This window comes from Prevotella sp. FD3004, assembly GCF_000746155.1.
Lineage (GTDB): Bacteria > Bacteroidota > Bacteroidia > Bacteroidales > Bacteroidaceae > Prevotella.
Genome location: NZ_KN050819.1, coordinates 747,952 through 760,426 on the forward strand (window position 1 = coordinate 747,952; position 12,475 = coordinate 760,426).

At 51.3% G+C, this 12,475-nt stretch carries 11 protein-coding genes; 1 reads left to right on the forward strand and 10 read right to left on the reverse strand.

Translation table 11 applies throughout. From position 1 onward, the window contains the following. Nucleotides 1-18: 18 nt before the first annotated feature. Together T325_RS10210 and T325_RS10215 are read right to left on the reverse strand one after the other, a co-directional pair. The gene (locus T325_RS10210) at nucleotides 19-573 is read right to left on the reverse strand and encodes a DUF3575 domain-containing protein (RefSeq protein WP_036913236.1); all 555 of its coding nucleotides are present in this window, start codon (nucleotides 571-573) and stop codon (nucleotides 19-21) included. Between the two features lie 496 nt (nucleotides 574-1,069). Beyond that, nucleotides 1,070-3,001 carry a sugar phosphate nucleotidyltransferase gene (locus tag T325_RS10215; protein WP_036913239.1) on the reverse strand — a complete coding sequence of 644 codons (1,932 nt, stop codon included), beginning with the start codon at nucleotides 2,999-3,001 and terminating at the stop codon, nucleotides 1,070-1,072. A 186-nt stretch (nucleotides 3,002-3,187) separates the two neighbouring features. Between T325_RS10215 and T325_RS10220 the strand changes: the two genes are divergently transcribed. After that, complete coding sequence (locus T325_RS10220) at nucleotides 3,188-3,784, forward strand: RNA polymerase sigma factor (protein WP_036913242.1); 597 nt, start codon at nucleotides 3,188-3,190, stop codon at nucleotides 3,782-3,784. A gap of 1 nt (nucleotide 3,785) precedes the next feature. On the opposite strand, the gene rpe is transcribed toward T325_RS10220, so the two are convergent. The 8 genes from rpe to T325_RS10260 form a co-directional block, all read right to left on the reverse strand. Further along, complete coding sequence (gene rpe, locus T325_RS10225; RefSeq protein ID WP_036913244.1) at nucleotides 3,786-4,433, reverse strand: ribulose-phosphate 3-epimerase; 648 nt, start codon at nucleotides 4,431-4,433, stop codon at nucleotides 3,786-3,788. A 174-nt stretch (nucleotides 4,434-4,607) separates the two neighbouring features. Continuing rightward, entirely contained in the window at nucleotides 4,608-5,582 is a 975-nt protein-coding gene (fmt, locus tag T325_RS10230; RefSeq protein ID WP_036913247.1) for a methionyl-tRNA formyltransferase, read from the reverse strand. 219 nt (nucleotides 5,583-5,801) lie between these two features. After that, on the reverse strand, nucleotides 5,802-7,607 hold the full coding sequence (locus T325_RS10235) for a chloride channel protein (protein WP_036913249.1): 1,806 nt from the start codon (nucleotides 7,605-7,607) through the stop codon (nucleotides 5,802-5,804). Between the two features lie 216 nt (nucleotides 7,608-7,823). Beyond that, entirely contained in the window at nucleotides 7,824-8,408 is a 585-nt protein-coding gene (locus tag T325_RS10240) for an L-threonylcarbamoyladenylate synthase (protein WP_036913252.1), read from the reverse strand. A 220-nt stretch (nucleotides 8,409-8,628) separates the two neighbouring features. Continuing rightward, the gene (locus T325_RS10245; RefSeq protein WP_036913715.1) at nucleotides 8,629-10,215 is read right to left on the reverse strand and encodes a peptide chain release factor 3; all 1,587 of its coding nucleotides are present in this window, start codon (nucleotides 10,213-10,215) and stop codon (nucleotides 8,629-8,631) included. Between the two features lie 118 nt (nucleotides 10,216-10,333). After that, nucleotides 10,334-10,744, reverse strand: a complete 411-nt coding sequence (locus T325_RS10250) for a GxxExxY protein (RefSeq protein ID WP_036913255.1) — start codon at nucleotides 10,742-10,744, stop codon at nucleotides 10,334-10,336. Nucleotides 10,745-10,838: 94 nt separating this feature from the next. Beyond that, the gene (gene rfbD, locus T325_RS10255; RefSeq protein ID WP_036913258.1) at nucleotides 10,839-11,726 is read right to left on the reverse strand and encodes a dTDP-4-dehydrorhamnose reductase; all 888 of its coding nucleotides are present in this window, start codon (nucleotides 11,724-11,726) and stop codon (nucleotides 10,839-10,841) included. Nucleotides 11,727-11,926: 200 nt separating this feature from the next. After that, nucleotides 11,927-12,472 (reverse strand): DUF4924 family protein, encoded by a 546-nt coding sequence (locus tag T325_RS10260; RefSeq protein ID WP_036913261.1) that lies wholly within the window; start codon nucleotides 12,470-12,472, stop codon nucleotides 11,927-11,929. Nucleotides 12,473-12,475 lie beyond the last annotated feature (3 nt).

Consider the following 12,475-nt stretch of genomic DNA (forward strand, 5'->3'; position numbering starts at 1 on the left):
GTCATTTATGTTTCTTGTTTAATAGATCACATACACCAGACTGATGCCTGTGCCTATGGGCAGTACTATACCCCTTTCGAAATGTCCCTCGTACTCGCCGACATTAAAGCGGTCGTAGCTGGTCAGCAGCACGTCGGCACCCAGCGAGAACTCAAGGTTCCAGTGCGTAGAGAGCATCTTGTGATAGCCCACGGAGAGACCTGTTCCCATCATATAGCCTTGACGGTGCTTGTCGCCAAGCCCTCCTATCTGGACGTTATTTATGTTGAAGCCTCCACCGATGACGTTGATACCCATGAACCATCCCATGAAGGGAGCCTCTCGCCACAGGCGCAACTCAGGTTGTACGCTCCAGTTCTTCCATTTCTTGTCACCAGAGTTGAAGCGGTTGTAGGTCCCCATCAGCGAAATACTGTGTCGATCGCTAAGAGCGTACTCTGCACCCAGTGAGGGAATTAACATGGCATCATATGCCAGATTGGTACGTATCGTCCAACTCTGTCCTAATACTTTCTGGTTAGCCCCTGCTAACAGCGTCAAAAGGAAAACGAATACAAACTTCTTGATATTCATCTTAAATTGTTTTTAGGTTCCTCCGTTAATAGAGTCTCGTATATTTCTTATCGCAAAGGTAGATTTTATTCTCATATATGCAAAATAAAATTAACACGATTAACAATTATTTATCAAAATACTACCACATTTAACATAAATTATACAAACGCCGAAACAAAACGCACGTAGAAGATATCACGTCCCCATGATAAGAGCTACCCCCCCTCTATACATGCCCTCCCCTCTGTAAAGAGGGAGGGCTATAGTATGAGGGGGTGCTCTGTACGGGGGGACGTCATAACGGCAAAGGGATACCTCCTAAGGTCTACGGAGACAGTCTCCACGGAGCACGGAGATAATCTCCACGGGTGACGGAGATAATCCCCATGGGGGTATAGATGACGTCTCCATAGGGGTACAGATGACGTCTCCACGGGGCGTAGAGACTATCTGAACAACTCACAGGAGATATCCCGACGACCCACAGATGACGTTCCTTTAGCTGGATGGGGTGTTATTTGCCGAAAGACTCGACGGCAGTAACGAGAGCGGCAGGGTTGCCCATGTCGTACATACGGCCCTTGAGACAGACACCGACCATGCCGCTGCGCTGACGGACGGCTTCAAGGGCTGAGGTGAGCTCAATCTCTGAGACATGGTCGCCGGCGATCTCACGCTGAATGATGTCTTCATGCAACTGCGAGAACACCTCTGGCGTGAGGATGTACTGACCAAAGACACTGTAATACTCTTTCTCACCATTCTGATTGCGCACAGCCAGGAAATCCTCGGCATAGCTGGCCTTGGGTTTCTCCATGATGGTGTCGACATGAAGCACACGGTGATCCTTGTCTTCCCACACGCCATGAAGGATGCCATAGCGGCTGACCTCAGCCAGAGGGATGGGATGGATGCTGACCATGAGCGAGTTGTGGCGCTCGTACTCCTCAACCATCTGCAGGGCACAGGGTTTGTGGCTGTCGCTGCGGTAGAGGGTGTCGCCAAGGAGCAGCATGACGGGCTCGTTGCCGGCGAACTGGGCCGCCTGATAGACGGCATGGCCGAAGCCGCGCTTCTCGCGCTGATAGACGTAATGCAGGCGCTTGCCGATGTCGAGGATGTGGTTCTCATAGTCCTGTGCCTCAGGAGGGAGCTTGCGCAGATGCTCCTCGGAGAGAGGGCGCTCGAAGAAGTCGGCATACTGCTGGCGTTCCTCTTCAGAGCCGAGCACCAGACAGATGTCCTCGATACCGCTCTGGATGAGTTCCTCGAGCAGGATGAGGATGACGGGGCGCACCATACCGTCGGGACAGGGTATCGGGAAGAAGTCTTTCTTGAGGGCACGGGTGGCAGGATAGAGACGGGTGCCGAAGCCTGCCACGGGGATAATGGCCTTGCGGACGGTATGGACGGGCTTGAGGGTGAGCGTATAGGCTTTCAAGCCCTGACCGTTAAGGTAGTCGACCAGCTGCTGCTGAGCCTCCTCGCTCCTGGCCAGGAACTGCACGGAGCCGTCGCCATGGGAGCCGACACCCTTGCCGCCCCACACCATGGGCTGGATGACGGGATCGTTCAGAACAGCATGAAGCTTGGGCGAATACAAGGCGGGCGACATGGGGGCCACCTGAGCATCGAAAAGGGCTTCAGCCTCGGTCATCAGTTTACCGAGAGCCTCGGCATCGCCTTCTGCCATATAACGGATGGCGCGGTCGACAATGTCAAGGTTTTTCTGACCTAATGCCTCGTGTTCAAGCCGCTCGGCCTCGTTTGTAGGGAACGGATAGGCCTTGTTCAGGTCGGAGAGTATCTTGATGGTATTCTTCTCTGCACAGAGGTCGGCAAAGACCCAATACAGATGCTTTTTCACATTCAGCGAACGCACCTCGATCTCATCACCGTCGAAAGTCATCAGGTTGGGTTTCACACCAAAGGCACAGGCCTGGTCGAGACGGCCGCAACGGCTACTGGTGCGCAGCTCGCCGAGATAAGCGATATTCATCTCGCCTAAGGTGTTAAGATTCAGATTATAGAGCGAGTTGAACGCACGGGCCACGAGCACACAGATGGCTGCCGACGACGACAAACCGCTCTTCATGGGGAGCGTCATCGACGTGATGCGGATACGCACGCCACCCACCTTGTACCACTCTAACATATAGGAGGCCACACCGGCACAATAGCAGAAGAAATCGCCCGACTTGGCGATACGCTTCAGCTCGGTCTCGTCCATACGGCACGAGAAATCCTTCCATACGTCGCTAATCTCCTCGGCGTCGCTATACAGTTCAAATTTTCCTGATTTTTCGACCTCGGCATAGATTCCCTGCTCGATTCCGGTCACGATGGCAGCGCCGGGTTTGATGTCGGCGTTCATCGTACGATAGTGTCCAGCCCAGTCTGTATGTTCTCCAAATAGGCACAAGCGCCCTGGCACGAATAATTTCATCTCTCTCGTTGTTTTAGATTGCTATTTTTGATGCAAAGGTAAGAAAAAAGCCACAGATGATGCAGATTTTTGAAGATTTTTTTGGATGTTACGACAAAAATAGCTACTTTTGCCCCAGATTAATAACCCTTTAAACAGATTATCGCCTATCGAAACAGACTTTACCCCATTCAAATTTTGAGGAGTATGAGTACATTAGAAAGTATGTCCGACGAACAGTTGGCATTAGCTTACATCGATGGCAATAATCGTGCATTTGACGAGTTACTTTCAAGAAACCAGGAGAAGATCTTCACCTATATCATGTATGTGGTAAAGGATGAGGACCTGGCTAACGACTTGTTTCAGGAGACGTTCCTGAAGGTCATCACCAAACTGCAGAACCACCAGTATTCGGATACGGGTAAGTTTGTGTGGTGGATCACACGCATAGCCCACAACGTGATTATCGACCACTACCGCGCCCAGAAGAGCAGCAAGATTGTGGAGGCACCGAAGGAGAACGACCTGAGCAACCTGCGCAGCGCGTCGGTGATGGGCGACAACCGCGAGAACCAGATGAACAACGAGGAGGTGCTGAACGACGTGAAACGACTGATGGAGGCACTGCCCGAGGTGCAGCGCGACGTGGTGTATATGCGATACTTCCAGGAGCTGTCGTTCAAGGAGATTGCCAAACTGACGAACGTGAGCATCAACACGTCACTGGGGCGCATGCGCTACGCCCTGATTAACCTGCGCAAGCTGACCCAGCTGCACAACGTCAACCTCGTCCTGGAATAGTTTACAGGCTGCGGAGGGAATGGATGACCTGCTCGGGATCGGGAGCACTGAAGACATAGGAACCGCTGACAAGGACGTCGACACCTGCTGCCACCAGACGGGGAGCCGTCTCTCCCTGTACGCCGCCGTCGACTTCAATCAAAGTCTTACAGCCCTTCGTCTCAATCAGCTGGCGCAGACGCTTCACCTTGTCGATGGTGTTCTCGATGAACTTCTGTCCGCCGAAACCGGGATTGACACTCATCAGCAGCACCATATCCACATCGCCGATAATATCCTCGAGCACGCTTACCGGTGTTGACGGGTTGAGCGTGACACCAGCCTTCATACCTGCATTATGGATTTCCTGAATGGTGCGATGCAGATGTACGCAAGCCTCGTAGTGCACGTTCATCATCATGGCACCCAGCTTAGCCGTCTGCTGGATATAACGCTCAGGGCGCTCAATCATATAATGAACGTCGAGCGGTTTCTTACAGGCCTTGGCTACAGCCTCGAGCACAGGGAAGCCAAACGAGATGTTGGGAACGAACGAGCCGTCCATCACGTCGAGATGAAGCCAATCGGCCTCACTACGATTAATCATGTCGATGTCGCGGTCGAGATGCAGAAAGTCGGCAGCGAGTAAAGAAGGTGATACTAATGCCATAAACTTTTTTCTTAGTTCAGGCTCGAGGCCTGGTTGATGTTTGTACGATAGGTGTAGGCTATCTGACGAATGATGTCTAGCGTCTGCGCTCTCGGCTTGAACTTCTCTGGAGTAGAATACTTCATAGGCAATCACTTTTAGAATGAGTTCTTACCTAAGAAACGCAGCCACACCTTATTTTATTTTATAGTTCTCGAAATTTTTTATACCGTTGAGGAAGTCACGCCCGCTCATGCGCTTCTTTCCTGACAACTGGAGTTCCTCTATCATCAGCAGCTCGTCGGCGCAACGGATGCAGGGTTTTCTGTCTGCCACGGCCGTCATACGGAGCTCACCCTGACGGAGACTCGTGCGGGATGTCTTGAAGATTTTCAGAACGGTCTCCTTGCCGTCGGGCGATACGAGCGTCGTCCATGCACCAGGGTAAGGACTGAGTCCCCGAACGAAGTCGTAGACCCGCTTGGCAGGCTGGTCCCAGTTAATCTGACAGGTCTCCTTGAAGATCTTCGGTGCAGCATGCAGTTCGTTGCCTACGGCAATCATGTCTTCCTGTGGAATGCTCTCAGGATGTCCGTCGGCAGCAATGATGCGGTCGAGCGTCTCCAGACAGATGTCGGCGCCCAGATGCATCAGTCCGTCGTACACGTATTCCACATCAGCGGTATCGGGGATGTCGAAGGGCTTCTGCATGATGATGCGGCCAGTGTCGATGTCGTGGTCGAGGAAGAACGTGGTGACACCTGTCCGGGTCTCGCCATTGATGACTGCCCAGTTGATGGGGGCAGCACCACGATACTGAGGCAACAGGGCGGCATGCACGTTAAAGGTGCCGTACTGCGGCATGTCCCACACCACCTCGGGGAGCATGCGGAAGGCCACAACCACCTGCAGGTTGGCCTGATACGAGCGCAACTGCTCTACAAACTCGGGGTCTTTCATCTTCACGGGTTGCAGCACGGGCAGGTTGTGCGCCAAGGCGTACTTCTTCACCTCCGAGGGTTGAAGCTCGGTCTGGTGACGGCCCACGGCCTTGTCGGGCTGGGTCACCACAGCCACCACATTATAATCGTTCTCGACCAGAGCCTTCAGTGTCTCCACCGCAAACTCCGGCGTTCCCATAAACACAATTCGTAAATCCTCTTTTTTCATCTTCTATTTATTTATAGGCACGGATTACACGGATTAACACAGATTTCTTTCTGTTTCCGTCTTTTCCTGTGCCATTCTTTGACTCTTTTCCTTTTGGCACGGATTACACGGATTAACACAGATTTTTTTCTGTTTCCGTTCTATCCATTACCTTCTTCTATATTCGTTATTATTGAATTACAAATAATCCGTGTAAATCCGTGAAATCCGTGCCTAATATTAATCTTCCGACATGTCTGCTACCATCTTTCTATACATTGTATATATTCGCTGGCGGGAGATGTAGCCCTTGAGGCGACACTCTACGTCGAGCACCGGCAGCCAGTTGGCACCCGTACGATCGAACGCACGCATCACATCGGCCATGGGCATCGTGTCACTCAGCAGCGCCTTCGGGTCGGTCATCAGCTGTGAGGCTTTGAAATGGTGATAGAGCTCGATGCGGAACACCACATTACGGATCTTCATGATGTCGATCTCGCCCAACAGCATGCCACCGGCATTCAACACAGGGATAACCGTAGAATGGCTGCGGCTGATCTTATGGACAATCTGTCCCAGTTCCATGTCGGGCGGCGCACTCAGATAGTCTTTCTCGATGACTGAGTCGAGGTTCATCAGGGTGAGCACGGCATGGTCGGTATGATGGGTGAGCAGACGGCCCTGCTTGGCCAGGCGAGAGCCATAGATGCTGTGAGGCTCAAAGATGATGATGGTGAGATAGGCACACACGCTGACAATCATCAGAGGCATGAACATGCTGTAGCCACCCGTCAGTTCTGCAATGAGGAAGATGCCGGTCAACGGCGCATGCATGACGCCCGACATGACACCGGCCATACCCAGCAGGGCGAAGTTCTTCTCGGGTACATAGACGCCCAGACCGTTGATGTTCCACAGGCGAGAGAACAGGAAACCCGTAAAGCAGCCTATGAACAACGAGGGGGCAAACGTACCACCACAACCGCCGCCGCCATTGGTGGCAGAGGTGGCCACGACCTTCGTAAACAATACCAGGGCGATATAAGGCAGCAGCATGGCACCCTGACCCGAGAACAACGAGTTGTTGAGGATGCGGTTCCAGTCGGCTTCGGTCTGACCGTTCAGCAACAGGTTGATGCTGCTATAGCCCTCACCATAGAGAGCGGGGAACAGGAAGATAAGCAGACTGAGCGCCGTGCCACCGATGGCCAGTTTGATATGAGGATGCTCCTTGAACTTGGCAAACACATCCTCGCAGGCACCCATCATACGGATGAAATAGAGGGATACCAGGCCACAGAAGATGCCCAGCAGTACGCAGGCGGGGATGCGATGCACAGACCACTCGCTGTCGAGATGGAAGGTGAACAGGGCGGCGTCGCCACTGAAGATATAGGTGAAGACGGTGGCCGTGACACACGACACCAGGATAGGCAGCAACGCCGACATGGTCATATCGATCATCAGCACCTCAAGGGTGAACACCAGTCCTGCTATCGGCGCCTTGAAGATGCCGGCAATGGCACCGGCAGCACCACAGCCGACCAGCGTCATGAGCATCTTACGGTCGAGGTGGAATATCTGACCAAGGTTCGAACCGATGGCAGAGCCGGTGAGTACAATCGGCGCCTCGGCTCCCACTGATCCGCCGAAGCCGATGGTGATGGCAGAGGCGATGACACTCGACCAGCAGTTATGTGACTTAAGACGCGACTTGTTGCTGGAGATGGCGTAAAGGATACGGGTGATACCGTGGGAGATGTTGTCCTTGACGACATAGCGCACAAAGAGCGACGTGAGATAGATGCCCACGACAGGATAGACCAGATAGAGCCAGTTGGCATGCGACTGTTCGAAAGAACTGGTAAGCACTGTGACAATCTGGTTGATGATCCAGTGAAGCACAAAGGCAGCCACGGCTGAGAAAAAGCCCACAAGCAGTGCGAGGATGATCATAAACGCCCTCTCGCTGACATGCTCCACGCGCCACTCATGCAGCCGCCTCAGCCACTCCGGTCTTCTATCTACAACTGTCGTCTCCATTATATTCTTTTTAGGCACGGATTACACGGATTAACACAGATTTCTTTTCCGTATCCGTCTTTTCCTGTGCCATTCTTTATCTTCTTTTCCTTTTGGCACGGATTACACGGATTAACACAGATTTTTATCTGTTTCCGTTCTATCCATTACCTTCTTCTATATTCGTTATTAATGAATTACAAATAATCCGTGTAAATCCGTGAAATCCGTGCCTTTTTATTTACGAATCACGGTAACTTCGCCGTTTTCTTTCAGTTTGATGATGCTGGAGGGCGTGTGAGGCTTGTGCTCCTGACGACGAGACCAGCATACATAGTCGACTGCCTCGAGAATACGAGGGTCGATATCACCATAGTTCTGAGCGGCAGGCTCACCACTGATATTGGCAGAGGTCGACACGATAGCCTTCTGGAAACGGAAACAGAGTTCCTTGGAGAAGGGCTCGTTGGTGATGCGGATACCCAGACTGCCATCGTCGGCAATGAGGTTCTCTGCCAGATTGATGGCACCGTCGAGGATGAGTGTCGTGGGCTTGGCATCCTCGGCACCCTTCAGACTGTCAATCAACTGCCATGCCACATCGGGCACGTTTCTGAAATAGCGCTGCATGCGGGCATCGCTGTCGACCAGACAGATCAGTGCTTTCGAGTCGTCGCGCTGTTTGATCTCGTAGATGCGCTTCACTGCCTCGGCATTGGTTGCATCGCAACCGATGCCCCACACGGTGTCGGTAGGATAGAGAATCACCCCACCCTTGCGCATCGTCTCAACAGCATTTCTTATATCGTCTTCTTGCTTCATACTTTTTTCTTTATTAGGCACGGATTACACGGATTAACACAGATTTCTTTCTGTTTCCGTCTTTTCCTGTGCCATTCTTTATCTTCTTTTCCTTTTGGCACGGATTACACGGATTAACACAGATTTTTATCTGTTTCCGATCTATCCATTACCTTCTTCTATATTCGTTATTATTGAATTACAAATAATCCGTGTAAATCCGTGAAATCCGTGCCTAATATTAAAACTCGCTAGTAAAGTGGAACTTGATGTTCTTGAAGTCTTCCTGCGCCATGCTCAGCACGTAGCCACTGTCGGCGAGGAAGACATCACGGCCCTCCTTGTCCTTAGCCATATACTGATACTTGCGCTTCTTGAAGTTCTCGAGTTCAGCAGGATCGTCGCTCTCAATCCAACAGGCCTTATAGAGATGAACCGGCTCCCAACGGCATTTGGCGTTGTACTCGTTCTCCAGACGGTACTGGATCACCTCGAACTGCAGCTGACCGACGGTGCCGATAATCTTGCGGTTGTTAAACTGGTTGACGAACAACTGGGCCACACCCTCGTCCATGAGCTGGTCGATACCCTTTTGGAGCTGCTTGGCCTTCATGGGGTCGTCGTTCTCGATATACTTAAAGAGCTCTGGCGAGAACGAGGGCAGTCCGCGGAAATGGAGCTGCTCGCCCTCGGTGAGCGTGTCGCCAATCTTAAAGATACCATTGTCGGGCAGACCGACGATGTCGCCTGGCCATGCCTCGTCGATGGTGCTCTTGCGCTGCGCCATGAACTGTGTGGGCGACGAGAAACGCAGCGTCTTACCCTGACGCACATGCAGATAGGGCTGGTTGCGCTGGAACTTTCCGCTGCACACCTTACAGAAGGCAATACAAGAACGGTGGTTGGGGTCGATATTGGCGGTAATCTTGAAGATGAAGCCAGTGAACTTCTTCTCTTCGGGGTTCACGTCGCGCTCCTCAGCCTTTGTTGGGCGTGGCGACGGGGCAATCTCAACAAAGCAGTTGAGCAGTTCCTGTACACCGAAGTTGTTAAGGGCTGAGCCGAAGAACACGGGTGCCACCTCTGCCTCACGATAGGTCTCCACGTCGAACTCGGGGTACACACCGTCGACCAGCTCCAGGTCCTCGCGCAGCTTAGCGGCATTCTCCTCGCCTACACGACGGTCGAGTTCATCGCTGTCGATATCAACCTCCACCTTATCGGTTACACGCTGCTTGTCGGGTGTAAAGAGGTCGAGCTTCTGTTCGTAGATGTTATATACGCCCTTGAACTTAGCGCCCTGGTTGATGGGCCAAGACAGTGGACGGACCTTGATTTCGAGTTCCTGTTCCAGTTCGTCGAGGAGGTCGAAGGGGTCGCGACCCTCACGGTCCATCTTATTGATAAAGATGATCACGGGTGTCTTACGCATACGACAGACGGTCATCAGCTTACGGGTCTGGGTCTCCACACCCTTGGCACCGTCGACCACGATGATGGCCGAGTCGACAGCCGTCAGTGTACGGAAGGTATCCTCGGCGAAGTCTTGGTGACCCGGGGTGTCGAGGATGTTCACCTTATATTCTATATCTGAGCCTTCCGGCGTATAGTCGAACTCCATCACAGAGGTAGATACAGAGATACCACGCTGTTTCTCTATATCCATCCAGTCGCTGGTGGCGGTCTTCTTGATCTTATTGTTCTTTACGGCGCCCGCCACTTGTATCTGTCCACCGAAGAGAAGGAACTTCTCCGTCAGTGTAGTCTTACCCGCATCCGGGTGCGATATAATCGCAAATGTTCTTCTACGTTCTATTTCCTGATTCATACTTCTTTTACTTTTAGGCACGGATTACACGGCTTTTTATAAAAGACGCGGCTTTTTTTTCGTCCGGTGGCCATTCTTTCGTTACTTCCTTTTTACTTTTAGGCACGGATTACACGGATTAACACGGATTTTTTGTTTTTTCTGTTCCGTTGTATCGCTTGTTCTCCGTGAATATCTTTCTCTTTACCTGTACTGAATGACCAAAGTTTATCAGTAAGCCTACTTTCTTATTGCATGCCGTAAGATAGTTTACCAACTGCCATTCGTGCTCAGGTCTTAAATCTACAACTGCTTTTAATTCTACTATAACTTCATCTTCTACTAGCATATCGGGGATATAATGTCCCACGACTTCACCTTTATAAAATACATCTATCTGTTTCTGGCACTCACACTTCATTCCACGACCAGTTAATTCTTTGTAGAGAGCATTTCCGTAAACAGATTCAAGAAATCCGAATCCCAGTTCCCTGTGTACTTCCTGTGCAGCTCCAATAATCTTTCTCGTTATTTCTTCGTTATATAACATAAAAATAAATCCGTGTTAATCCGTGTCGCTCGGCTTTGCCGCTTGGCTCGTCCAAGAATCCGTGCCTAAAGATTTCGTGCCTAAAAATGCCAGCCTAAAAATCTAGCTTCTCGATGCACTGCTTGAGGCTCTCTTCCCAGTAGGGGATTTCGAGGGCGTAGGTGGATTTGATTTTAGTCTTGTCGAGCACGGAGTAGTGCGGACGGGCGGCGGGCGTAGGATACTCTGCGGTGTGCAGGGGGCGCACCTTGCAGTCCTTAATGCCTGCTATACGGTGGATGGCCTTCGCAAAGTCGTACCACGAGATGACACCCTCGTTTGAGAAATGATAGATACCTGGCACCACACCCTGATTGATGGCGGTGAAGATGGCCACGGCCAGGTCGCGCGCATAGGTGGGTGAACCGACCTGATCGAAGATAACGCCCAACTCACGTTTCTCGTTACCTAAGCGGATCATCGTCTTCACGAAGTTGTTGCCAAAGGTAGAATACAGCCATGCCGTACGAACGATCATGGTCTTGGAGCATGCCTGCAGAGCAGCCTTCTCACCATCGAGTTTCGTAGCGCCATAGACACTGTTCGGACAGGTGGGCTCATCCTCGGTATATGGGATATGATTGGTGCCGTCGAACACGTAATCGGTTGAGATCTGAATCATCCATCCCCCACGCTTCTCGATGGCCTTGGCCAGCAATCCCGGGGCGGTGGCGTTCAGCTTATGGCACAGTTCCTGGTTCTCCTCTGCCTTATCCACGGCCGTGTAGGCAGCGCAGTTCACGATGCCGTCGATCTGGTTGTCGGTGACAAAGCGGTTGATGGCTGCCTCATCGGTAATATCCAGTTCTTGCTGAGGCAAGCGACCTTGAAGGTCGAGCGCTGCCACATCGGTATTAAAATACACGTGCTGGGGATTATTCTTCTCCAGCAGCTGTATCTCGTTTCCAAGCTGTCCGTTACATCCTGTTATTAATATCCTCATATGCTTCTTTCTTCTTTAGGCACGGATTACACGGATTTACACAGATTCTTTCCGTATCCGTCTTATCCAATGCCACTCTTTATTCTCTTTTATTTTGGGCACGGATTAACGCGGCTCTCTTTTAGAGAAGCGCTGCTTTCCTTTCGCGCAGCCAGCCGTGTCTTTTTATTAAAAGCCGTGTAAATCCGTGCCTAATATTATCATTCGAACTTAAGACCTTCTTCTTTATCTTTTTTGTAATAATCAGAGAGCATGCCGATGAAGGTGGTGATTTCCTTGACGGCATGTTGCGTGTCGGGCGAGATGTCCTTATGCTGCAAACGCAACAGCATCACGCCATAGAGGGAATTGAAACAGGTCTCTATCTCGTTCTCTTCCTTATTGGCACCACGGTTGCGCAGTTCCACGATAAACGGGAGCACCTTGTAGTACTCTGTGTTGTAGAAAGGGAACTTGGTAGACTGAAGCAACTGACTGTGAAGCTCGATGAGCATCTGCATCGTCACCCGATTAATCTGCAGATGACCCTTCTCACGACAACCTTCCTGGTTCATCATCCGAATCAGGTTGCCATACCAGTCGATTGCCTCTTCTTTCTGTTCGTCGCTATAGTCGAAGCGTTCTATCCACTCGCGCTTGATACGCGTCAGCGAGCAGTCGAAAGCCCTGATAGTATCCTCGACCTGCCACATATACAGCAGATATTCGGCAATATTCTTTTTTCTTAAATCCTGTGCAATAAACATATA

Coding starts and splice junctions, on each gene's coding strand:
- T325_RS10210 (WP_036913236.1), bottom strand. CDS start 573: ATGAATATCAAGAAGTTTGTATTCGTTTTCCTTTTGACGCTGTTAGCA.
- T325_RS10215 (WP_036913239.1), bottom strand. CDS start 3,001: ATGAAATTATTCGTGCCAGGGCGCTTGTGCCTATTTGGAGAACATACA.
- T325_RS10220 (WP_036913242.1), top strand. CDS start 3,188: ATGAGTACATTAGAAAGTATGTCCGACGAACAGTTGGCATTAGCTTAC.
- rpe (WP_036913244.1), bottom strand. CDS start 4,433: ATGGCATTAGTATCACCTTCTTTACTCGCTGCCGACTTTCTGCATCTC.
- fmt (WP_036913247.1), bottom strand. CDS start 5,582: ATGAAAAAAGAGGATTTACGAATTGTGTTTATGGGAACGCCGGAGTTT.
- T325_RS10235 (WP_036913249.1), bottom strand. CDS start 7,607: ATGGAGACGACAGTTGTAGATAGAAGACCGGAGTGGCTGAGGCGGCTG.
- T325_RS10240 (WP_036913252.1), bottom strand. CDS start 8,408: ATGAAGCAAGAAGACGATATAAGAAATGCTGTTGAGACGATGCGCAAG.
- T325_RS10245 (WP_036913715.1), bottom strand. CDS start 10,215: ATGAATCAGGAAATAGAACGTAGAAGAACATTTGCGATTATATCGCAC.
- T325_RS10250 (WP_036913255.1), bottom strand. CDS start 10,744: ATGTTATATAACGAAGAAATAACGAGAAAGATTATTGGAGCTGCACAG.
- rfbD (WP_036913258.1), bottom strand. CDS start 11,726: ATGAGGATATTAATAACAGGATGTAACGGACAGCTTGGAAACGAGATA.
- T325_RS10260 (WP_036913261.1), bottom strand. CDS start 12,472: ATGTTTATTGCACAGGATTTAAGAAAAAAGAATATTGCCGAATATCTG.